The organism is Nitrospina sp. P1_D6, from assembly GCF_052156615.1.
In the GTDB taxonomy this organism is placed as follows: Bacteria; Nitrospinota; Nitrospinia; order Nitrospinales; family Nitrospinaceae; genus Nitrospina.
The window spans coordinates 222,491-243,220 of sequence record NZ_JBQKUN010000004.1 but is presented as its reverse complement, the minus strand read 5'-3'; the positions used below and the strand labels follow the sequence as shown (position 1 = coordinate 243,220).

The window sequence follows — 20,730 nt, the reverse complement described above, 5'->3', positions numbered from 1 at the left end:
TTTCAGCAACGGTCCACTTCCATTTTCAGGAAGTGCGTGGCGCAGGAGATGCACGGATCGTAATTGCGGATCGCCTGCTCGCACTGCCATTGCAGTTTGTCGTCGGGAAGATCCATATACTGGGGAACGAACTGCCGCAGGTCTTCCTCAATGGTCTTCTGGTTCTGCGACGTGGGCGGCACGATCTTCGCGTCCTGGATGAGGCCCGCGTCGTCGATGCGGTAGCGGTGGTACAGGATGCCGCGCGGCGCTTCCGTACAGGCGTATCCGGTGCCCGCTTTCGGTTCGATGTCGAGCGCCGGCCGATCCGGCATCTCGTAATGGCGGATCAGGCGCAACGCCTCGTCCACCGCGAACAGCGCCTCCACGCAACGCACGATGATGCTCTTGAACGGATTGCGGCAGGGCGCCTTGAGTTTCGCCGCACGCGCCGCCTGCCTGGCGACGGGCGGAAGCTGGTGGTGATTCAGGTTGAATCGCGCCAGCGGCCCCACGAAATAATTGCCGCGTGCTTTCAATACCGAATGTAACGCGTTGGACCGCTCGACGTGCTGTTCCTCAAAATGATCGTCGTACTCGCGGGCGGCGATGTCGAGTCCGCGGCTGGACACGATGCGGCCTTCGTTGAACGGGTATTCCTCCGGGTGGTGGAGGGCGACGAATTCGTAGTCCACTTCGAAATCGGGAAACGGCAGTTTCGCGACGAACTCAACCGCCTGCAGCGCGAAGTCGCGGCACCACTTCAGATTTTCCTCCAGCTTTTTGAAATCGGTTTTGCGCGGCACCTTGTAAAATCCGCCGACCTTCACGTTGATGGGATGAATCTCGCGTCCGCCGAGGAAAGCGACGATCTCGTTGCCGTGTTTTTTGAAACGCAGAACGTTTTCGATCAGCTGTTTGTGGTCTTTCGCGATCTGGATGGCGTCGTGGTACCCCAGGAAATCCGGCGCGTGCAGCATGAAGGCGTGCAGGATGTGGCTTTCGATCCATTCGCCGCAGTAAATGAGGCGGCGCAGGGCGCGGAGTGGCGGGGTCATGGTCACCCCCAGCGCGTCCTCCATGGCGTGCACCGCGCTCATCTGGTAGGCAATGGGGCAGATACCGCAGATGCGCGCCGTGATGTCCGGCGCTTCGGTGAACTGGCGGCCGCGCAGGAACGCTTCGAAAAAACGCGGAGGCTCGAAGATTTTGAGTTGCACGTCCTTCAATGCGCCGTCCTGTATTTTAAGATACAGCGCGCCCTCGCCTTCCACCCGCGCCAGGTAATCGACTTTAATGGTCCGGGTTTTTTTCATACGCTTCGCTTTCCCTGCGGAACTTTTTGGTCCAGCCGTAAACCCCGCGGAACACGCGGCGCACGCTGTCCTCGTCGATACCCATGTCCAGGAATGCGCGGCTCATCGCATTCGTGTTGGCTTTTTCCTTGGGACCGAAGCAGGCGTAACAGCCGCGGTTGTAACTGGGGCACAGCGCGCCGCACCCGGCGTGGGTGATGGGACCCATGCACGGCGTGCCGTGGGCCACCATCACGCACACGTTGCCCGCGCGTTTGCATTCCAGGCACACGCTGTGCGGGGGCGTGTTCGGTTTGCGTTCATTTAGAAACGCGTTGATCACCTCGAGCAACTGGTGCTTGTTGATGGGACACCCCTGCAATTGAAAATCGACGGCCACGTGTTCTTCGATGGCGGTCGATTTTTTCAGGCTGTCGATGTAATCCGGCGTGGCGTACACGATGGAGATGAATTCGTTGACGTCCTTGAAGTTGCGGAGCGACTGGATGCCCCCGGCGGTGGCGCAGGCGCCGATGGTGATCAGTGTCTTGGAAATGCGCCGGATCTGGTGAATGCGCTCGGCGTCGTGCGGGGTGGTGATCGATCCCTCCACCAGCGACACATCATAGGGCCCTTTCAGAATGCGGCTCGACGCTTCCGGGAAATTGGCGATGGTGATGTGCTCGGCCACGGTGAGCAGTTCGTCCTCGCAGTCGAGCAGGCTCAACTGGCATCCGTCGCAGGACGCGAACTTCCACACTGCGAGTTTCGGTTTGCGGTGCGACGGTTTGCGTTTGGCCGTGGGTTTCTTACTCGCCATGTCAGATCTCCCGCTTGCCGAACAGGCGGCGGATGCGCTGGTACGGAAACACCGGGCCGTCCAGGCACACGAAGTCCGGTCCGTACTGGCAATGTCCGCAGAACCCGATGGCGCACTTCATGTTGCGCTCCATGGTCAGGTGAATGTCGTCGCCGCTCAGTCCCTCATCCATCAGCTCGTTGACCGTGAACCGCATCATCACCTCCGGCCCGCAGATCATGGCGACGGTCTGGTGCGCGTCGAACTTCGCTTTCTTCACGATCTGCGTCACCACGCCGACGTTGCCCAGCCAGCCACGCTGGGCCGTGTCCACCGTCGCGTCCACTTCCAGGTCGAATCGGCCGCGCCACGCCTCCAGCTCCTTGCGGAAGATCATGTCAGCGGGCGTGCGGGCCCCGTACAGGATGAACACGTCGCCGTACTTTTCCCGCCGCGCCAGTACCTGGTAGATGGCGGGACGCAACGGTGCGAGCCCGATGCCCCCGGCGATGAACACGACGTCGTTTCCTTCCGCCGCCGCCACCGGCCAGTGCGACCCGAACGGGCCGCGGATGCCGATGACGTCGCCCTTCTGCAGTTTTTTCAGGTGGCGCGTCACCGTGCCGACAGAGCGGATGGTATGGAGCAGGGTTTCCGGTTTCTGCGGATCGCCACTGATGGAAATCGGCACCTCGCCCACACCGAACACGTAAAGCATGTTGAACTGACCCGGTTTGAAATCGAACCGCCTGGCTCCTTTCACCGGCTGGGTCTCCAGGGTGAAGCTGTCGCGGGTTTCCTTCTGCACGCGCAGGATGCGGTGCGGTTCCGGGATCATGGGTTGAGCCATCGGTTGCGCGGCGGCGAACATCAGACCGTGCTCCCGTACACGTCCATCAACTGAATGCGCGTGTGTTGCAGGCGTTCGGCGGCGATGATGAAGAACCGCCGGAACAGTTCATAACCCAGTTCGTGATCGGCCTCTATTTTTTTGCGCAGGCAGGCGGCATCCAGCGCGATGGCCCGCACGAGGGTCATTGCATGCGCATCGAAATGCCACAGGTGAGGCGGCGCCAGCCACGACCAGCCGAGCACCTGCCCGCCTTCGACGGTGTCCACGATCATCGGCGGCTTGTTGGGCGGCGCCATCTCCAGCGCCACGCGTCCGTGCCGGATGATGTAAAAATGATCCGCCGCCGCCCCTTCGCGAAACAGGAACTCCCCCGACTCGAACCGCACGTTCGATGCGCAGCCGATGACCAGCTTCATGTATTTGTCCTGCAATCCTGCGAAGAACGGATGTTCGGCGAGAATGGATTCCAGGGTTTTCAAGTTGGTTTCCTGCGCGTTCATGGCGGAGACTCCTCGTCCTCGTGGTTGACGGAAGGGGGCGGCGGGATGCGGATGGCGGCCACTTCTTCCGTGATGTCGATGCCCACCGGGCACCAGGTGATGCACCGCCCGCACCCGACGCATCCGCTGGATTCGAACTGGTCATGCCAGGTGGACAGTTTGTGCGTCATCCATTGGCGGTAGCGCGACAGGGTGGAGTGGCGCACGTTGCCGCCGTGGATGTATGAAAAATCCAGGGTGAAACACGAATCCCAGCTGCGCCAGCGCTCGGCGTGGTCGCCGGAAAGGTCGGTGACGTCTTCAACGGTGGAGCAAAAGCAGGTGGGGCACGCCATGGTGCAATTGGCGCAGGCGAGGCAACGTTGGGCGACCTGTTCCCAGCGCGGGTGTTCGTAATTGTTCTGCAGGAGTTCCTGGAGGTCGTCGCTTTTCATACTGCGGCCCATCTGCTGGACGGCGTTGTCCCGGGCCTGTGCGGCTTTTTCGGTGTCGGCGGCTTTCGCCTTTTTAACCGGGACCCTGGAGAGCAGGCGCGCGCCGGCGTCACTGCCCACCTCGACCACGAAGTGGGAAGTGGTTTTCTGCACGATCTCGGTGAGCGCCAGGTCGAATCCCGATTCCGCTTTCGGGCCGGAGTTCATCGACACGCAAAAGCAGGTGTTGCCTGCCTGCGTGCATTGCACGGCGATGATGAACGCACGTTCGCGGTGCGCCTTGTAGATGGGATCGACGTACGGGCCTTCCAGGAACACCTTGTCCTGAATGCGGATGGCGTGCAGTTCGCAGGCACGCACTCCCAGTAATGCATAGCGCGGCGCGTCTTCTTCGTTGGGTGTGATGGCCATGCCACGGCCCTTGCGGTCGGCTTCCCACAATTTCTGGCGCGGGGGAAACAGGAACTGTTTCCAGGAATGGGGACTGATGATGTACCCGAACAGCGCGGCGTCCTCGCGTTTTTTCAAACGGTAGATGCCGCCTTCCTGTTCGTCGGTCCAGCCTTCGGGGAGGTCCTTGATCGACCGCACTTCATCGTACACCACCGCCTGGTCACGGAGGGTGGGTCCCACCACCCGGTAGCGGGCACGGCGCAGAGCCTGCAGAAGGGCGTCGAGTCCCTTGCGGTCCAGCAAAACCTGTTCGCCAACCTGCAACTCCGCCATAACCCGTACCTTTCGAATGGTGGGTCGGATACCTGTAGTTTACTCCCTTTGCGGGAAAGGTCCAATAAGTCTCTCCAGAATGGGGATGTCGCGTTGCATGGCGGGGTCGAGGTGGTCCCGCAGCACGCCCTTCGGCCTGGCGTGTTTGTTTTTACATTCAATGGATTGCGTTGGCGTGAGGATCCAGTCGAGCGGAATGTCGTAAGGCATGACCTCCCATTCCGCATCCACCAGCTGCAGGTCGTGCACGGTGGTGACGATGACGGTCTTTTTCGTGATGAGTTTGAGGTCCGTGGCGATGCCGAACTCGAGGTCCGAGTAGCCCCCGCCCTTGCCGATGCGCGTGCCGTTTCTGCGCACCGCCACCGACCCCGCGCTGATGAGGTCGATCGCCGGCATCTCCTGCGGCGTGACGGGCACGCCGAACTGTTCCGATCCCGATATGCTCGCCGCTTTTTTGAAGTTGCGCGGATCGATCTTTGCGGGATCGAGTTTCAGAAAACATTTTTCTTTTCTCAGGCGCGGCACCGCCATGAACACGGTTTTGCCGTCCTCAAGCGCCGCCTGGCGCAGGAACCGCTGGGGAGAATCGGGATTGCACTTGAGGGTTTTCGCCTTTTGATAGCAGGGCAGTGTGCGCAGGCGTTCGACCGCGGCTTCGGCACCTTTGAAGTTCGGGATGCGGCCCTTGATGGGAAACGGAAAGCGCGCGACCTTCTCACTCTTCATTTCCGACCACACCTCCTGCCGTACCGACTGTTTGGTTTTGCGCTTCATGGTTGTTTAAATCGATTCCTCTGTAATCGCATTCAATAGAACCACTTTATTGGCGTGGGACCCAGGAATTTCCCCGTCTGTCCGATATAATAAGGTATGCATTTCCTAAAACTCGCGGTGGGGGTGGCGTTGCTGACGGCGGCGCTGGGCTCGCCGGAAAAAATCCTGGTCGGGCATGCGGTAGAGATCCTCTCCGGCGACGCCTTTGCGCTCGAGGTCGAGAATAAACGATACAAGGTGCGATTGGAAGAAGTGGACGCACCGGAGCCGGGCCAGCCGTTCGGCAGGCAGGCGTTCGATTACCTGGACGAATTGATCCGGCACCGCGCCATCCGCGTCGACGTCTCCTTCGTGGACAAGGACGGCTGGCACGTGGGCCGCGCTGTGCTGGCGGGAGGCCGGGTGGTGAACGACGAGGTCATCGCCCAGGGCTACGGCTGGCATTACCGCGCCACACCCGATCCCGACGAGCGCCTGACCACGCTGGAGCACCACGCCTTCGCCCACAGCCTGGGGTTGTGGATGCAGGTGGAACCCGTCCCGCCGTGGGAACACCGCCGCGAGAAGGTCATTCCCGCCGCGCCTTGGAGCCAGGCGGAGATGGATTACGACCGCGTCCTGCATTACGGGATCATAGGCGATCCCCGGAGCCGCACCTACCAGTGGCCTGCCTGCCGGGGGTATTCGCGCGCCGTGCGGATCAGGAAACCCGTCATTTTCCAGACCCGGAAACAGGCCCAGGAGCTGGGCTACCGGCCCGCCCGCCATTGCCCGTCCTGAAGCCAATCCAACCACCGATACACACAGATGAACACAGAGTTCCCTGGGAGGGAGATCAAGGGAGGGATCATCGGTAACCTCCCCTCAATCCCCTCCTTGCGAAGGAGGGGGAGTGTCCAAGAAGAAAGCACCGATAAAGAAGAAGGAAAAAGCCCCCCAGCCCCCTTCGGAGAAGGGGGGCCGGTTATCCCCCATTTCTTAATAAAAAGTCCGGCCAGAGCAACTTCTTGCATGAAAAACAGTTGTTGGACTTTCGCGGAAGCGTTCCTTTATATATAATCAACCATCATGAACAACGCCGACGACAAACAGACTGTGGCCGGGAACGGTTCCGTTTCCTCCTCCGGTACGCGAGTGCCGGAATTGCTGGCCCCTGCGGGCAGCCCGGAGAAGCTCGATTACGCGCTGGCCTACGGCGCCGATGCGGTCTATGCGGGCATTCCGCGGTTCTCGCTGCGAGCGCGCGAAAATCCGTTCAAGGACGCGACGCTGAAAGAGGCCATCGAGCGCACGCACCGGATGGGGCGGAAGATTTACATCACCGCCAACATCCTGCCGCCCAACCGCAAGATCGATTCGTTCAAGCAGTCGCTGGCGTTTTATGCGGATGCGCAACCCGACGCGTTCATCATGGCAGATCCGGGGATGATCCGCTTCGCCCGCCGCGAGTTCCCGCACGTGCCGGTGCATTTGTCGGTGCAGACCAACACCATCAATTACGAGTCGGTGCAGTTCTGGTACGACGAAGGCGTGAGCCGCATCATCCTGTCACGCGAGTTGTCTTTGCCGGAGATCGCCGAGATCCACGAGAAGGTGCCGGGGATGGAGCTGGAGTCGTTCGTGCACGGCGCAATTTGTATTGCCTATTCGGGCCGGTGCCTGCTGTCGAATTATTTCAACCACCGCGACGCCAACCAGGGCACCTGCACCAACAGTTGCCGCTGGGAGTACAACGTGCACCAGCAGCCGCACGAGTCGGCGCCCGTGCAGAGCACGCACCAGCCGGAAATCCTGAATGGCGAGTATTTCCTGGAAGAGCGCGAACGGCCGGGCGAGCTGATGCCCATTGACGAAGACGAGCACGGCACTTACATCATGAACTCGAAAGACCTGCGCGCCATCGAGTACCTGAAACCGATTCATGACGCGGGCGTGTGTTCGTTCAAAATTGAAGGCCGCACCAAGACCATCTACTATCTGTCGATGGTGGTGCGCAGTTACCGCCGCGCCATCGACGACCTCGCGCGCGGCAAGGGATTCGATCCCAAACTCATCGACGAGATCAACAAGACCGCCAACCGTGGCTTCACCTCGGCGTTTTTGGTGCCGCGGTCGGATCACCAGACCGAACGGTTCGATTCGGCGCAGGAAACCGACCTGCCGCAGGTGTTCGCCGGACAGGTGGTGGATGCGCGTCCCGGCTGGATGGAAGTGGAAGTGAAGAACCGGATTGAAGTGGGTGACCGCGTCGAGTACATCTCCCCCGCGCGGCAGAGTTACTTCCACATCGCCGCCATCGAAAATGCGAAAGGCGAAGCGGTGAACGTCGCGCACGGCGGCGCGGGAAAGGTGTGGATCGCCACCGACCAGACCGTCGAGCCCTACGCTCTGCTCAGCCGTGTTGTCACCCAGCAGGCGGCGGACGCTTTCTCCCTGCACACGCAATAATCACCCCACGCCGAGGTTGCAGCCGGTTTTCTGTAAGGGAAACGGTTGGGTTGCGACTCCCCCTCACCCAGTACGCGGGAAAACGGGTGCGGGATCAGTTTCCGTTGCCCGGTTTGTTGGGGCGCTGGGAGGTTTCGGCGAACCAGAGGACGATGAAAATGACGACCGTCAGCCCCGCCGCCAGCCAGAAATCGAAGCTCTTGTTCTCCAGGTCGAAGAAGTCGTAAGTCATTGTTCCATCAATGATTAGGATGATGACGGCAATGCTGAGAAGGGCGGCGACTTTTCTCAAAACGGGGTCCTCGACATTCGGAAGAAGCGGGCCCGGCGGTGTGCGGTCCGCCGCCCTGTTGGGGCGGGGGTCCCGGAGCGGGTTGCCTGGATTAGAATGAGGCCTTCGGCCAAATTATTTTTGAAACCGGGAGCGGCTTGCTTATATAATATGGGTCGCCTCAATTGTTATTTGAATTTTAACAAGTTACAGGCCGAGCGCAAGCCGGATTCCGGTCTCCCCACAATTTTCAACCGGACGGCCCATCCTGCGTGATTCTCAACCGCATTTATAAAGAGTGGACATTAATATATGGCGATTCCAATTCGACAGGCGATGAAAGTTGGGTTTTATCTGTTCAAGCAAAAACTCCTCGGTAAAAAAAAGTATCCGCTGGTGTTGATGCTCGAACCCCTTTACCGTTGCAACCTCGAGTGCACGGGCTGTGGAAAAATTCAGAAACCCAACGATATTCTCAAACAGTATCTGAGCGTGGAGCAGTGCCTGAAAGCCGCGAAGGAATGCGGCGCGCCGATCGTCTCCATCGCCGGCGGCGAACCGCTGATCCATCCGCACATCGTGGAGATCATCGAAGGTCTGGTCAAGCAGGGCCGCTACGTGTACCTGTGCACCAACGCCATCCTGCTTGAGAAGTACCTCGACCAGCTGCCGAAATCGCCGTTGCTCACGCTGTCGATTCACCTGGACGGCATGAAGGAACACCACGACCATATCTGTATGGAAGAGGGCGTGTACGACAAGGCAATCGATGCCATCCGCGCCGCCAAGAAAAAAGGCTTTCGCGTCACCACCAACACCACGTTCTTCGATGGTGTTTCCGTTGAATACGCGGAGCAGTTTCTCGACCACATCCGGCCGCTGGGCGTGGACGGCATGACGGTGTCTTCCGCCTTCCAGTATCCGGATGCGCCGGACCAGGAACATTTCCCCGGCCGCGCGAAGACGATGGAATTTTTCGGCGACCTGTTGAACCGCAACAAAGACGGGCGGTGGAACTTCAACCACTCGCCGTTCTACCTCGACTTTTTGCAGGGCAAGCGCGATTACGACTGCACGCCGTGGGGCAATCCGTGCTACTCCGTTCTCGGCTGGCAGAAGCCGTGTTACCTGCTCGACGAGGGCTACGCCAAGAGCTTCCGTGACCTGATGAAGACCACCGACTGGGACAGTTACGGTCACCGCAACCACGACAAGTGCCGCGACTGCACGGCGCATTGCGGCTACGAGGCCACGGCGGTGGAGGACTCGACGCGCGGCCTGCGCAACATGGTGTACTCGGCCAAAGCCGTCTTCCAATAGTCCACCACGTACGTGGACAGGCAGATGGGTACTGCCCGGTGGCCCCGTTCCGAAAGTTTACCGGTAATTGCAACCCTCCCCTGATTCAGGGGAGGGTTTTTTATTCCCGTCTTTTTTAAATCCATTGCGTGACCCGCAAAATCCCTGAAAAACGGGATTTCAGGTCCGTCCGCTTCCCTTGTTGTGCAACGCCCCGCCTTTTGCTATAATTTACTAATTCTAAAAAATTCAACCATTTACCCATAGAAAATCATGACAGATTCAGTTCCGGTTCCTCGGTCAAGGGCGGGTTGGTTTGGAGTGCTTGCGCTGGTTTTTATAATCGGGTTTGCCGGATGCGCCTCCTCGATCACGCCACGGGAAAAACTGGATGCCCGCAAACGCTACAACGACGCGCAGAAATACAACACCCTCAACATGCGGGACAAGTATTATCAGGAACTGGTCGAGATCATCAAGGAGGTTCCCGACGATCCGTTTTACCGCGTTGCCCTGGGTGCGGCGTACTTCAAGGACCGGCAGTATCCACGCGCCGAAAAATCCTTCCTGCGAGCCATCCGGCTGGATTCCGAATACATGCAGGCGTACCAGTATTTGGGGCGGTTGTACATGGAAACGGAGAGATGGGATCGTGCCATTGTGCACCTTAAAAAATCACTGGACGCGAAGAAGGTGCTGAACCCGCAACAGCTCTACAACTGGCTGGCTTTCAGCTATTACAAAAACGGGCAGTACAATGAGGCGGAACGCGCCTGGCAAATGGCGCTGGACATCAAGGACAGTGACCAGATTCGCATCAACCTGGCTCTTGCCTACAAAAAGGCGGAGCAGTACGAGCTGGCCTACAAAAGTTTTCAGAAGGCGGTGGAATTGAATCCGGAATCCGCCCGCGCGCACTTTGAACTGGGTCAGCTGTTGTTTGACGAAGGGGATTACCTGCGCGCCCGTCCCCACCTTCAGGAGGCGATCAATCTCCAGCCGTTGAGTGAGAACGCCCGCACTGCCAAATCCATGTTGAACCGCATGAAGGTTTCGCCCAAGAAATAGTATGGAAGACAGTTTCGGCCAATATCTGAAACACCAGCGGGAGTTGCGGAGCGTCACCCTGGACGACATCGCCAACTCCACCCGCATTCCCACGCGCCACCTGGAAGCCCTGGAAGAAGACCGTTACGACGACCTTCCGGCGGAGGTGTTCATCAAGGGGTACATCCGCGGTTATGGGGAAGCGCTGGGTGTGGATGCCAACGAGCTGTTGACCGCCTATGACGAACGCATCGGCAAGGACCGGCGCGAAGTACGCGAACAGTCGCTGAAGGAAGTCGTCCAGCGTGAGCAGAAAAAATCTTTCTGGCAGACGCAGATGAAGCTGGTTGGGTTTGTGGTTGGACTGGTCCTGGTGGGCTGGCTGGTGTGGGTGACTTTCCAGTCTTCCCCGCCCTCCGTGCCGGAAGCGACCGTCCCCCCACCTGAAATGAAACAGGAAACGACCCCTCCGGTCCACACGGAATCCGAACCGACCATGGGCTCGGGTCCGCAGCCCGGTCCGCCTCCCCAGGGAGGGGAAGCCCCTCCGCCACCCGGCTCGGGAATGGAGACCACCGAGGCAAAAACCACCTCCATGACCGGTCCCAAGAACGACCTGGATGCCGCCGCCGGGGAAAATAAGATTTCGGAATCGGAAAATGGTGGTATAATAAACGACCTGCAAGATCAATTAGTTCCGACAGACCGAAGCTCATTGAACACACCGGGTTCAAGCCATTCCGGCGCTTTTTCTCTGGAAATCCGCGCCAGCGAAAAAGCCTGGTTCCACATGATCGTGGATGAGGGAAAGGAAAAAGATTTCACTCTGCAACCCGGCGAGCGTATCGTATTGCAAGCGGAGAACCAGATCCTGGCGGATATCGGAAACCGGAATGGGTCGGAATTTTTTTTGAACGGGAACAAGTTTGAACTGCCGGGGACGCAGAACGTGGTCCTCGACTTCGTATTCAAAGCCGAACTGGTAGAGTGACCTATGGCCAAAATCGATGCTTTCTTCAAACTGATGAACGAGCAGGGAGCTTCCGACCTGCACCTGGTGGCCGGGTCCCAGCCGGTCCTGCGTATTCATGGCGACATGGAACGCGTGAAGTACAAGGTTCTTGAAAACGATGAACTGAAAGCCATCCTCTACGAAATCGCCCCTGAAGACAAGATCAAGGTATTCGAAGAAACCGGCGACATCGACTTCGCCTATGAAGTTCCCGGCCTGGCCCGTTACCGCGCCAACTACTTCCAGCAGAAATGGGGCGTCGGCGCCGTCTTTCGCGAGATTCCCAGTGAAATTCTGACCGCGGAACAGCTGGGCCTTCCGCCGGTGCTCACCAAGCTGGCCATGCTGCACAAGGGCATGGTGCTGGTGACCGGCCCCACCGGTTCCGGCAAGTCCACCACCCTTGCGGCGATGATGGACTACGTCAACAAGAACAAGAAAGCGCACATCATCACGGTCGAAGACCCCGTCGAGTTCGTGCACAAAAGCGCGAGCTGTGTGGTGAACCACCGCGAGGTGGGCGTGCACACGAAAAGTTTTAAAGCCGCCTTGAAGGGTGCGCTGCGCGAAGACCCGGACATCATTCTCGTGGGTGAGATGCGGGACCTGGAAACCATCGAGCTGGCGCTGGAAGCCGCTTCCACCGGTCATCTCGTGTTCGGTACCCTGCATACCCAGAGCGCGGCGAAGACGGTCGACCGCGTCATCGACGTGTTTCCCGCCAACCAGCAGGCGCAGATCCGCACCACACTTTCCGAAAGTTTGAAAGGCGTCATCGCGCAGAACCTGTTCAAGCGCGTGGACAAGAAAGGCCGTCTGGCGGTGCTGGAAGTGCTGGTGGTGACGCCCGCGACCTCGAACCTGATTCGTGAAGGCAAGACGTTCCAGATTCCCTCCGTCATCCAGACCGGGAAAAAATACGGCATGCAGTCGCTGGACGACGCCATTCTGGAAGCGTTGCAGGCAAAGAAAATCAGCCCGGAAGACGCGTACGACAAATCGATTGTCAAAGAGCGGTTCGTTCAGTACCTGAAGACACCACCGGAATTCATTTAAAGTCCGTTGCAGGGGTGCAACCATGAGAAAAGCCGAAATCGACCACATTCTGACAACGATGCTGGAGTCGTTCGGAAACATCTCCGACCTCAACATCACCGTGGGCAAACCGTTCCAGGTGGAAAACTCGGGCCAGTTGACGGAAGTGCCCATGCACCCGCCGATCCCGAAGATCACGGCGTTCCAGGCTGAAATCTTCGCGCTGAACCTCATCGGCGCCGACCGGCGGCTGAACGAAATCCTTCTCCGCGAGGGCTCCTGCGACTGTTCGTATTACATTCCCGGCAAGGCGCGGTTCCGCGTCAACATTTTCTCCCAGCGCGGCAACTACAGCATCGTCCTGCGTAAACTGGAAACGCGGATTCCGTCGATCGAGGATTTGAAACTGCCGCCGCAGTTTGCCAAGGCGGCGGAGGAGAAAAACGGCATGGTGCTGGTCACCGGGGCCACCGGTTCCGGTAAATCGACCACCCTCGCGGCGCTGCTCAACAAGATCAATCACGACAAATCAGTGCACATCATCACGCTGGAGGATCCGGTGGAATTCGTGCACCCGCATTTGCAATCCACTTTCAACCAGCGGGAGCTGGGCGGCGACTTCAACAACTTCGCCACGGGCCTGCGTGCCGCCCTGCGTCAGGCGCCGAAGGTCATCCTGGTGGGTGAGATGCGCGACCGCGAAACCGTGGAGATCGGCATGAGCGCCGCGGAGACGGGTCATCTTGTCATGAGCACCCTGCATACGGTCGACGCGGGGCAGACCATCAACCGCATCGTCGGCATGTTTTCGCAGGAAGAGGAACAGCAGATCCGCATCCGTCTCGCGGATACCGTGCGCTGGGTCATCAGTCAGCGCCTGGTGCCGAAAGCGGGCGGCGGACGGATTGCGCTTCTCGAAATCATGAACAACAACATGCGCATCAAGGACACCATCCTGAATGGGGAGGAAGAGGGAAAGACCTATTACGACATCATCCGCGAGGGTGACGCCTACGGTATGTGGACATTCGACCAGCACATCATCAAGCTGTATCGCGAAGAACTCATCACCCAGGAAACCGCTCTCGCGTATGCGTCACGGCGCAACGTCGTGGCGCGCGGCATCGACGCCATCAAGTCCGAAAGGGGCGAGGCGACGACGGACATCGAGGAGCTGGCCCTGGACGATTCTTACGATCAGGAAACCGGGTTTGCCAAAAAGAAAAAAATGCGAAGGTGACGCGGCAATGCGTCCGAGGAGAGTCTGAATGCAGGTTACATGCAGTCAGTGCAGCAAGACGATCAACATTCCGGATGAAAAGGTCCCCAAAGACAAGGCGTTCAACCTCACCTGCCCGGCGTGCAAAACGAAGAACCGCGTCGATCAGCACCTGAAGCAGGAGGATGAGGAAGAAGAGGGCATGGAAGCCATGATGCTGGTGACCGACGAAGCCTTCGAAGAGGATGAGGCCCCTCCCATTTATGAAGAGGGTGACAAGGTCGCGCTCATCATGGACCCGATGAATTACGATGCTTTCGCCGACGTGCTCACCGAACTGGGTTACAAACTGGAAACGGCCAAGTCACCGGAGCACGGCGCGCACAAACTGAAGTTCTTTCACTATCATGTGGTCGTGTTTCACGAAAAGTTTGGAGGGGAAAGTCTGGAAGAAAGTGCCCTTTACAAGTATGTATTGAACATGCCCATGAGCCTGCGGCGGAAAACCTTCATCTCTTTGGTCGGGAAGGAATTCAAGTCCACGGACAACATGGAAGCCTTCGCCTACAGCGTCAACCAGGTGATCAACGAAAAGGATCTGGACAGGCTGGACGTGGTATTGAGGAAAGGCATATCAGACAACGAAATCTTCTATAGGATCTATCGCGAGACTATGGACGTTCTTGGAAAAGTGTGATTATGAGTCTCAAGGATACTCCGACAATTCAGCGGTATGCAGATGGAGACATCATCGTTTCGGAAGGAATTGTCAGCAACAACGCATTCATCATCATAGAGGGCAAGGTCAACGTCACCAAGAAGGTGGACAAGAAAAGCGTGTTGATCAACACCCTCAAGGCAGGGGACGTGTTCGGCGAAATGGGTTTGATTTCTCAGACCGTCCGGAGCGCCAGCGTGGTGGCGGTGGGCAATGTGACAATCGGGGTGATCGAAAAGGAACAGTTCAATCACCTTGTGGAAAAGTTGCCGGACGATGTGCGGCTTGTGGTCAAAGCGCTTGTGGACCGCCTGCGGTTTACCAGCGAACAATTGTCGCGCATCGGACTGGAGCTGGAAAAAACGCGCAGCGTCATCTCCTCCTTTTCGATTAATCAATAAGGGGACGGAATAAAGCCATGCCAACTTTTACTTACAAAACGACGGTAAAAGGGAAAACGCAGACCGGCGAAATTGAAGCCGATAACGAGCAGGGCGCCCGGGCCAAGCTGAAGCAGAAAAACATCCGAGTGGACAGCCTCAAAGCCAAATCCTCGTTTTTTTCATTGGAGATTGGTGGGGGAGGCAAGAAGAAACAGAAAATCACCGAACGCGACGTCGTTATCTTCACCCGCCAGTTTTCGACGATGGTGGATGCGGGTCTGCCTCTGGTGCAGTGCCTGGAAATTCTCGGCAAGCAGTCGGACAACAAGACCTTTGGCGACATCATCATGGATGTCAAGAACGGCATCGAGCAGGGCGCCAACCTGTCCGACTCCATGCGCCGGCATCCCAAGGTGTGGGATGCCTTGTACTGCAACCTGGTGGAAGCGGGCGAGGCCGGTGGTATTCTGGACACCATCCTGTCGCGTCTGGCCGCGTACATCGAAAAATCCCTCGCGCTCAAGAAAAAAGTGAAAGCCGCGATGGTGTATCCCGGCGCCATCGTCACCGTCGCATTTGTGGTCGTGGCTTTCCTCATGATCTTCGTCATCCCCGCTTTCGCCACCATGTTCGAGGGCAGCGGTGGCGAGCTTCCGGGTCCGACCGCCATCGTCATGATGGTCAGTAACTTTTTCCAGAACCAGTGGTACGTGATCATCGGCGGACCGATCCTGTTCTTCATGATCTTCAAACGGGTGTACGCCACCGAAAAGGGGAAGGTGGAAATCGACCGGTTCGCCCTCAAACTGCCTGTGTTCGGCATGCTCATCCGCAAGGTTTCCGTGGCCAAGTTCACCCGCACCCTCGGTACCCTGCTTTCCAGCGGTGTGCCCCTGATCGACGCGATGGATATCTGCGCCCGCACCTCCGGCAACAAGATCGTCGAGCGGGCGATTCTCAACACCATCGAATCCATCAAGGAAGGTGAAACCATCGCCGCACCCCTGTCGCGCGAAGATGTGTTCCCGCCCATGGTCATACAGATGATCGACGTCGGTGAATCCGCCGGTGCGCTGGACGGCATGCTGATCAAGATCGCAGACTTTTACGATGAAGAAGTGGATACGGCGGTGGAGGGCCTGACGGCACTGCTCGAGCCGATGCTCATGGTGTTTCTCGGTTCCGTGGTCGGTTTCATTGTTGTCGCCATGTACCTGCCCATATTCAAGATGGGCGAAAACTTCTAATCGGTGTCCGGTGCACTCCCGTGCACCCGCACAGGTCGACTGAAGGGGCAAACCGGGTTCGCTCTTGCCGGGGCCCGACGACATTGAGGAGACCATGTTTAAGACCCAGGATTATCCTGATAAAGAGCTCCTTCTCCGGGTCAAGACGATCATGGTGTTCCGGGTCGTGTTCCTGACCGGGTTCGTCGCCCTCGCCATCGCCTTCGAGCACAACGCCCGTTACGAAACCCCCATCATGCCCCTCAGCATCGTGCTGGGAAGCGCTTATTTCCTCTGCATCATTTATGCCTTGATGTTGCGGCTCAAGATGCCCCTCGTCTGGGTGGCATGGGCCCAGGTGCTGGGCGACCTCACCACCGTTGGCGGGTTGATCTACACCACCGGTGGAATCGAAAGTCCGCTCTCTTTCGTCTTCCTGTTTGTCATCATCGCCACCAGTGTCATGTTGCCGCGGGCGGCGGTGTACCTGGCGGCATCGGGGGCCAGCATCATCTACGGTCTCCTCGTGGACCTGGAATACTTCAACGTGATCCGCCCGATTTACTTTTTCCAGAAATCCAATATCTCGTACCAGGGTGCGTACGGCTTTTACATCATTGCCCTGAACCTGGCCTCGTTTTATTCGGTGGCCTACCTGAGCAGCATCCTCAACCACCGCCTGCGCATCATCAACGACGAACTGCGTTCCAAAAGCCTGGACCTGAAAAAGCTTCAGGAGTTTCATAAGAACGTGGTGCAGAACATGGTCAATGGCCTGCTCACTACCAACCATGAAGGACGCGTCACCTCCGTCAACACCGCCTGCGAACAGATAACCGGGTGTACTGCCGATCACAGCCTGGGCCGCATGGCGTACGATTTGCTTCCGGTGCCGCCATTGAGGTCGTTTTTCCTCGACCGCCAGTCGGTGCAGTTGCCCGTAACGCTGGAAGGGGAATTCCAGCGCAAGGACGGCGAGACCATTCTGGTTGTCATGAAAATCAGCTCGCTCATCCGGCCCAGCATGGACCCGTTCAAGGACGGCTTCAAGTCGGAAGGCTACATCGTGGTGCTGGAAGACCTGACGGAAATGCGCAAGATGGAGGAAAAGATATTGCAGTCGGAGCAGCTGGCGGCGGTGGGTCGCTTCTCTGCCGGACTCGCGCATGAAATCCGCAACCCGCTGGCATCGCTGAGTGGTTCCATCCAGGTGCTTCGCGATTCGCTGCAGGTGGAGGACCAGTACAAACGGCTCATGGATATCGTCATCAAGGAAACCGACCGGCTGAATTCCATCGTCAAGGATTTCCTGTCTTATTCCCAGCCGCGAAAGTCCAAGACCACGGTCATCGATCTCACGCAGCTGCTTCAGGATGTGGTCATGCTTCTCAAGAACAGCAATGAATACGATTCTTCCATCGACATTGTTTTGAATGTGCCGTCGAAACACGTGGTCGTTCAAAGCGAGGAAGACCAGATCAAACAGATGGTGTGGAACCTGTGCATCAACGGCATCCAGGCCATGGACAAGAACGGTACCATAGGGCTGGAACTGCGGGAGGTCCAGGGTCACCGGCATCGCGATTTCCAAACCGAGCGCAAGGGCGTGCTGCTGATCGTAGAGGACCAGGGCCGCGGTATCCCCCCGGACAAACGCAAGCAGATATTCGATCCTTTCTTCACCACGCGCGAAGAAGGCGTGGGGCTGGGCCTTGCGACGGTGACCAAGATCGTCCAGCGCTTCGGCGGGCACATCGGGGTTGAAAGCGAAGTGGGCAAGGGCACCCGGTTCGAAATCTTCCTTCCCCAGGAACGCGCCCTCGTTGGAACCCGCAAACCGGAACAGGAAAAGCGGTCGCAAACCCTGTTCCCGAACTGATTCCTCCGTTTCATGACTTCCTTTACGCTCTACCCGGAAAAACGTTTCCGCTTTCCCGATTTTAAAAACGCCCCGCTGTTGAACCGTCTTCGATGGAGCGTGTTCTTCGTCCTGTGCCTGGTGCTTGCGGCCTGTGCTTCCACCCGGGAAAACATCGATATCACCGACATGGTGGTCATTCCGGCGGGACCCTTCACCATGGGCCTCGACATCGACAACCCGCAGGGCTGGGGCGATACCGACGAGCAACCCGTGCATACGGTGCATCTCGATACTTACGCCATGGACCTTTACGAGGTGACGGCGCAGCAGTTCGCGGAGTTTTTGAACGCGCATCCGGAAAAGGCGGACCGTTTCATTGAACTGGGTAAAGCAGTGACGGTGGAGAAGGTGGGCGAACGTTACCGCGCGCGGCCGGGACTGGACCGGCATCCCGTCAACCGGGTGTCGTGGTACGGAGCGGATGCCTACTGCCGGTGGGTGGGCAAGCGCCTGCCGACGGAAGCGGAATGGGAAAAAGCGGCACGCGGAACCGAAGCACGCCTGTTTCCCTGGGGAGATGAATTCCCCACGAACGACCGCGTCACCTTCCGCCGTTCTTTCGCTGACCTGGGTTTTCAGGTGATGGAACCGGTCGACGCCCTGCCCGAGGGCCGCTCGCCTTACGGTCTGCATCACATGGCGGGCAATGTGTGGGAGTGGGTGGGCGACTGGTATGGTCCCGCCTATTACGAACGCTCGCCGCAAAAAAATCCTACGGGGCCCGAATCCGGCGACTCGCGCGTCCTGCGCGGCGGCAACTGGTACTTCAAAGCTTATTACCTGCGCACCACGTACCGCTTCAACGAAGAACCGCACGCCTTCAAAATCTGGCAGGGCTTCCGCTGTGCCCGGTGAATCACCGGAGATAAATGGCTACTGCGTGGCGGGCGAACGATGGCCGGCGGGCGCGATCATGATGGGGTTGTGTTGGCTTCGGCTCACAGCCGTGCGGCGGATCGCCGCTGATGGATGGCCAATGCGTGGTGGGCGAACGATGATCCGCAGGCGCAATCCGAATCGGGTTACGTGGGCTCCGATTCCCTGGCCGGTCCGTTTTGTTCCCCGGGCTGCTTGAGCAGTCGCTGAAACAAATCAGCAAGCACGGAAACCTCTTCTTTCCTGAAACATTCCATGAAATGCCGGCGTACGGCGGCGTGGTACACCGGCCGCATACGCTGTTGCAGTTTCCGTCCTTTGGCGGTGATCGCGGCATAGGCCCCCCGCGCGTCCTCCACGCAGGCCTCTCGCCGAACCAGCCCCTCCGCCGCCATGCGGTCGATCAGGCGGGTGACATTGAACTTTTTCAACAGGGTGGCCTCGCCGATCTCCGTCAGCCGGAGCCGGCCGCCGGTCACGCGGGACAGTTCCAACAGCACGTCGTACCAGACCAAAGGTGGAAATCCCTGCCGTTTCAGGGCGGACTCGACCCGGTCCATCGCCACCTGGTGCCCTTTGATGAGGCCCGTCCACGCTGTTTCTTCCAGTTGCGTCAAGTATTTAGCGGCCATGCGGTCACCTTACAGATTTTTTGTTGCATTCGCAACCAAAAAAATGCATTCTTTTAGTTGTATTTGCAACAAATTTATTTCTTGATTGGGAGATTTTATGATGACAAGGAAAATCAAACGGAATGCGATTCAGCAACTTTTGAACGAGGGCGCCAACCTGACGCTGGTGGAGGCACTGCCACGGGAGCACTTCGAACAGGGCCACCTGCCGGGGGCCATTCAGATCAATTACGATGAAGTGGAGGAGAAGGCGCCGAAGCTGTTGCCGGCGAAGGAGGCGAGGATTGTCGTGTACTGCGCCAGTGAAACCTGCCAGAGTTCGACAAAGGTGGCCGAATCGCTGGTGGCGATGGGGTACACGGATGTGTCCCGGTACGAGGAAGGAAAGAAGGACTGGTTGGAACACGGCCTGCCCGTGGAAGGAGCGGCCGTTTCCAGGTAAGAATAAAAACCCCCGGCCCGTGCAAATCGGGCTGGGGGTTGAATTCCGGTTTATTTCCCACCGGCCTGTTTGGCGACGGCGTCCGCCGCTTTCTTCGCGGCTTCGGGGTCGCCCAGGTAATAACTCTTGATCGGCTTCAAATTGTCATCCAGTTCGTATACCAGCGGAATGCCCGTCGGGATGTTGAGCTCCACAATGTCGGCCTCGCTGATGCTGTCGAGGTGCTTCACCAGCGCGCGCAGGCTGTTGCCGTGGGCGCAGATGAACACGCGCTTGTTTGCCTTGATCTCCGGCACGATGGTGTCGTTCCAGTAAGGCAGGAAGCGGTCCACCGTGTGTTTCAGCGCTTCGGTCTTCGGCAGGTCGGTGGCATCGACCCCGGCATAGCGCGGATCGTTGTGCGGCAGGCGGTCGTCGCCGTCGGGCAAGGGCGGCGGCGGGATGTCGTAACTGCGCCGCCATATCTTCACCTGGTCGTCGCCGTGTTTCTCCGCCGTTTCTGCTTTGTTGAGTCCCTGCAGGTTGCCGTAATGGCGTTCATTCAGCCGCCACGAGCGGTGGACCGGAATCCACATCAGGTCCAGTTCGTCGAGCGCGATCCACAACGTGCGGATGGCGCGTTTCAAAACAGAGGTGTAGGCCACGTCGAACGTCAGCCCGGCCTCGCGGATGAGCTGTCCCCCCTGTCGGGCTTCATCGCGGCCCTGGTCGGTGAGATCCACGTCGGTCCAGCCGGTGAAGCGGTTTTCCAGGTTCCAGATGCTCTGGCCGTGGCGCATCAAAACCAGTTTATGCATTCGCAAATCCTTGAAAAGGGTTATATGATGGATGGCGGGCC

The 20,730-nt window shown here is 58.4% G+C and carries 22 protein-coding genes; 13 read left to right on the top strand and 9 right to left on the bottom strand.

All coding sequences use genetic code 11. The features are described 5' to 3' along the window. Positions 1 to 2: 2 nt before the first annotated feature. Genes ACTRXA_RS09180 through ACTRXA_RS09155 form a run of 6 tightly spaced genes read right to left on the bottom strand, consistent with a single transcriptional unit; the run spans position 3 to position 5,363 of the window. Positions 3 to 1,295, bottom strand: coding sequence for a Ni/Fe hydrogenase subunit alpha (locus ACTRXA_RS09180; protein ID WP_442426903.1), 1,293 nt, complete (start codon positions 1,293 to 1,295; stop codon positions 3 to 5). After that, on the bottom strand, positions 1,273 to 2,094 hold the full coding sequence (locus ACTRXA_RS09175; protein ID WP_442426902.1) for an oxidoreductase: 822 nt from the start codon (positions 2,092 to 2,094) through the stop codon (positions 1,273 to 1,275). Before ACTRXA_RS09175 ends, ACTRXA_RS09180 begins: the two co-directional genes overlap by 23 nt. Position 2,095: 1 nt before the next feature. Beyond that, complete coding sequence (locus ACTRXA_RS09170; protein WP_442426901.1) at positions 2,096 to 2,944, bottom strand: FAD/NAD(P)-binding protein; 849 nt, start codon at positions 2,942 to 2,944, stop codon at positions 2,096 to 2,098. After that, positions 2,944 to 3,426, bottom strand: coding sequence for a cyclic nucleotide-binding domain-containing protein (locus ACTRXA_RS09165; RefSeq protein WP_442426900.1), 483 nt, complete (start codon positions 3,424 to 3,426; stop codon positions 2,944 to 2,946). Before ACTRXA_RS09165 ends, ACTRXA_RS09170 begins: the two co-directional genes overlap by 1 nt. Further along, positions 3,423 to 4,586: a 4Fe-4S dicluster domain-containing protein gene (locus ACTRXA_RS09160; protein ID WP_442426899.1), complete on the bottom strand. Its 1,164-nt coding sequence runs from the start codon at positions 4,584 to 4,586 to the stop codon at positions 3,423 to 3,425. The genes ACTRXA_RS09165 and ACTRXA_RS09160 overlap by 4 nt, the downstream gene beginning before the upstream one ends. A gap of 39 nt (positions 4,587 to 4,625) precedes the next feature. Next, positions 4,626 to 5,363: a 5-formyltetrahydrofolate cyclo-ligase gene (locus tag ACTRXA_RS09155; RefSeq protein WP_442426898.1), complete on the bottom strand. Its 738-nt coding sequence runs from the start codon at positions 5,361 to 5,363 to the stop codon at positions 4,626 to 4,628. A 96-nt stretch (positions 5,364 to 5,459) separates the two neighbouring features. Here ACTRXA_RS09155 and ACTRXA_RS09150 point away from each other — a divergent pair, with 96 nt between their 5' ends. Together ACTRXA_RS09150 and trhP are read left to right on the top strand one after the other, a co-directional pair. Continuing rightward, positions 5,460 to 6,143, top strand: coding sequence for a thermonuclease family protein (locus tag ACTRXA_RS09150; protein WP_442426897.1), 684 nt, complete (start codon positions 5,460 to 5,462; stop codon positions 6,141 to 6,143). A 288-nt stretch (positions 6,144 to 6,431) separates the two neighbouring features. Continuing rightward, complete coding sequence (gene trhP, locus ACTRXA_RS09145) at positions 6,432 to 7,811, top strand: prephenate-dependent tRNA uridine(34) hydroxylase TrhP (protein WP_442426896.1); 1,380 nt, start codon at positions 6,432 to 6,434, stop codon at positions 7,809 to 7,811. Positions 7,812 to 7,905: 94 nt separating this feature from the next. Here the strand turns inward: trhP and ACTRXA_RS09140 are convergent, their stop codons facing one another. Next, the gene (locus tag ACTRXA_RS09140; protein ID WP_442426895.1) at positions 7,906 to 8,103 is read right to left on the bottom strand and encodes a hypothetical protein; all 198 of its coding nucleotides are present in this window, start codon (positions 8,101 to 8,103) and stop codon (positions 7,906 to 7,908) included. Positions 8,104 to 8,394: 291 nt separating this feature from the next. Between ACTRXA_RS09140 and hpnH the strand changes: the two genes are divergently transcribed. From hpnH to ACTRXA_RS09090, 10 genes are all read left to right on the top strand, one after another. Further along, positions 8,395 to 9,402, top strand: coding sequence for an adenosyl-hopene transferase HpnH (hpnH, locus tag ACTRXA_RS09135; protein WP_442426894.1), 1,008 nt, complete (start codon positions 8,395 to 8,397; stop codon positions 9,400 to 9,402). Positions 9,403 to 9,702: 300 nt separating this feature from the next. After that, positions 9,703 to 10,449: a tetratricopeptide repeat protein gene (locus tag ACTRXA_RS09130; protein WP_442426893.1), complete on the top strand. Its 747-nt coding sequence runs from the start codon at positions 9,703 to 9,705 to the stop codon at positions 10,447 to 10,449. 1 nt (position 10,450) lies between these two features. Then, the gene (locus ACTRXA_RS09125) at positions 10,451 to 11,419 is read left to right on the top strand and encodes a RodZ domain-containing protein (protein WP_442426892.1); all 969 of its coding nucleotides are present in this window, start codon (positions 10,451 to 10,453) and stop codon (positions 11,417 to 11,419) included. Positions 11,420 to 11,422: 3 nt separating this feature from the next. Further along, positions 11,423 to 12,496, top strand: a complete 1,074-nt coding sequence (locus ACTRXA_RS09120; RefSeq protein WP_442426891.1) for a type IV pilus twitching motility protein PilT — start codon at positions 11,423 to 11,425, stop codon at positions 12,494 to 12,496. 22 nt (positions 12,497 to 12,518) lie between these two features. Further along, entirely contained in the window at positions 12,519 to 13,715 is a 1,197-nt protein-coding gene (locus ACTRXA_RS09115; protein WP_442426890.1) for a type IV pilus twitching motility protein PilT, read from the top strand. A 28-nt stretch (positions 13,716 to 13,743) separates the two neighbouring features. Beyond that, positions 13,744 to 14,391 carry a zinc-ribbon domain-containing protein gene (locus ACTRXA_RS09110; RefSeq protein WP_442426889.1) on the top strand — a complete coding sequence of 216 codons (648 nt, stop codon included), beginning with the start codon at positions 13,744 to 13,746 and terminating at the stop codon, positions 14,389 to 14,391. Between the two features lie 2 nt (positions 14,392 to 14,393). Beyond that, on the top strand, positions 14,394 to 14,813 hold the full coding sequence (locus ACTRXA_RS09105; protein ID WP_442426888.1) for a Crp/Fnr family transcriptional regulator: 420 nt from the start codon (positions 14,394 to 14,396) through the stop codon (positions 14,811 to 14,813). A gap of 17 nt (positions 14,814 to 14,830) precedes the next feature. Then, positions 14,831 to 16,042: a type II secretion system F family protein gene (locus ACTRXA_RS09100; RefSeq protein ID WP_442426887.1), complete on the top strand. Its 1,212-nt coding sequence runs from the start codon at positions 14,831 to 14,833 to the stop codon at positions 16,040 to 16,042. 94 nt (positions 16,043 to 16,136) lie between these two features. Continuing rightward, positions 16,137 to 17,900, top strand: a complete 1,764-nt coding sequence (locus ACTRXA_RS09095) for a two-component system sensor histidine kinase NtrB (protein WP_442426886.1) — start codon at positions 16,137 to 16,139, stop codon at positions 17,898 to 17,900. Positions 17,901 to 17,912: 12 nt separating this feature from the next. Further along, positions 17,913 to 18,797, top strand: a complete 885-nt coding sequence (locus ACTRXA_RS09090; protein WP_442426885.1) for a formylglycine-generating enzyme family protein — start codon at positions 17,913 to 17,915, stop codon at positions 18,795 to 18,797. Between the two features lie 167 nt (positions 18,798 to 18,964). Here ACTRXA_RS09090 and ACTRXA_RS09085 read toward each other — a convergent pair whose 3' ends face one another. Then, a complete protein-coding gene (locus tag ACTRXA_RS09085; RefSeq protein ID WP_442426884.1) occupies positions 18,965 to 19,450 on the bottom strand; it encodes a MarR family winged helix-turn-helix transcriptional regulator in 486 nt (161 codons plus the stop codon). Positions 19,451 to 19,547: 97 nt separating this feature from the next. Between ACTRXA_RS09085 and ACTRXA_RS09080 the strand changes: the two genes are divergently transcribed. After that, the gene (locus ACTRXA_RS09080; RefSeq protein ID WP_442426883.1) at positions 19,548 to 19,892 is read left to right on the top strand and encodes a rhodanese-like domain-containing protein; all 345 of its coding nucleotides are present in this window, start codon (positions 19,548 to 19,550) and stop codon (positions 19,890 to 19,892) included. Positions 19,893 to 19,942: 50 nt separating this feature from the next. Here the strand turns inward: ACTRXA_RS09080 and gpmA are convergent, their stop codons facing one another. Then, positions 19,943 to 20,689 carry a 2,3-diphosphoglycerate-dependent phosphoglycerate mutase gene (gene gpmA, locus ACTRXA_RS09075; protein WP_442426882.1) on the bottom strand — a complete coding sequence of 249 codons (747 nt, stop codon included), beginning with the start codon at positions 20,687 to 20,689 and terminating at the stop codon, positions 19,943 to 19,945. Positions 20,690 to 20,730 lie beyond the last annotated feature (41 nt).

Bases quoted from the DNA above. Each gene is read 5' to 3' on its own strand.
- ACTRXA_RS09180 (WP_442426903.1), bottom strand. From the start codon at position 1,295: ATGAAAAAAACCCGGACCATTAAAGTCGATTACCTGGCGCGGGTGGAA.
- ACTRXA_RS09175 (WP_442426902.1), bottom strand. From the start codon at position 2,094: ATGGCGAGTAAGAAACCCACGGCCAAACGCAAACCGTCGCACCGCAAA.
- ACTRXA_RS09170 (WP_442426901.1), bottom strand. From the start codon at position 2,944: ATGTTCGCCGCCGCGCAACCGATGGCTCAACCCATGATCCCGGAACCG.
- ACTRXA_RS09165 (WP_442426900.1), bottom strand. From the start codon at position 3,426: ATGAACGCGCAGGAAACCAACTTGAAAACCCTGGAATCCATTCTCGCC.
- ACTRXA_RS09160 (WP_442426899.1), bottom strand. From the start codon at position 4,586: ATGGCGGAGTTGCAGGTTGGCGAACAGGTTTTGCTGGACCGCAAGGGA.
- ACTRXA_RS09155 (WP_442426898.1), bottom strand. From the start codon at position 5,363: ATGAAGCGCAAAACCAAACAGTCGGTACGGCAGGAGGTGTGGTCGGAA.
- ACTRXA_RS09150 (WP_442426897.1), top strand. From the start codon at position 5,460: ATGCATTTCCTAAAACTCGCGGTGGGGGTGGCGTTGCTGACGGCGGCG.
- trhP (WP_442426896.1), top strand. From the start codon at position 6,432: ATGAACAACGCCGACGACAAACAGACTGTGGCCGGGAACGGTTCCGTT.
- hpnH (WP_442426894.1), top strand. From the start codon at position 8,395: ATGGCGATTCCAATTCGACAGGCGATGAAAGTTGGGTTTTATCTGTTC.
- ACTRXA_RS09125 (WP_442426892.1), top strand. From the start codon at position 10,451: ATGGAAGACAGTTTCGGCCAATATCTGAAACACCAGCGGGAGTTGCGG.
- ACTRXA_RS09120 (WP_442426891.1), top strand. From the start codon at position 11,423: ATGGCCAAAATCGATGCTTTCTTCAAACTGATGAACGAGCAGGGAGCT.
- ACTRXA_RS09115 (WP_442426890.1), top strand. From the start codon at position 12,519: ATGAGAAAAGCCGAAATCGACCACATTCTGACAACGATGCTGGAGTCG.
- ACTRXA_RS09110 (WP_442426889.1), top strand. From the start codon at position 13,744: ATGCAGGTTACATGCAGTCAGTGCAGCAAGACGATCAACATTCCGGAT.
- ACTRXA_RS09105 (WP_442426888.1), top strand. From the start codon at position 14,394: ATGAGTCTCAAGGATACTCCGACAATTCAGCGGTATGCAGATGGAGAC.
- ACTRXA_RS09100 (WP_442426887.1), top strand. From the start codon at position 14,831: ATGCCAACTTTTACTTACAAAACGACGGTAAAAGGGAAAACGCAGACC.
- ACTRXA_RS09095 (WP_442426886.1), top strand. From the start codon at position 16,137: ATGTTTAAGACCCAGGATTATCCTGATAAAGAGCTCCTTCTCCGGGTC.
- ACTRXA_RS09090 (WP_442426885.1), top strand. From the start codon at position 17,913: ATGACTTCCTTTACGCTCTACCCGGAAAAACGTTTCCGCTTTCCCGAT.
- ACTRXA_RS09085 (WP_442426884.1), bottom strand. From the start codon at position 19,450: ATGGCCGCTAAATACTTGACGCAACTGGAAGAAACAGCGTGGACGGGC.
- ACTRXA_RS09080 (WP_442426883.1), top strand. From the start codon at position 19,548: ATGATGACAAGGAAAATCAAACGGAATGCGATTCAGCAACTTTTGAAC.
- gpmA (WP_442426882.1), bottom strand. From the start codon at position 20,689: ATGCATAAACTGGTTTTGATGCGCCACGGCCAGAGCATCTGGAACCTG.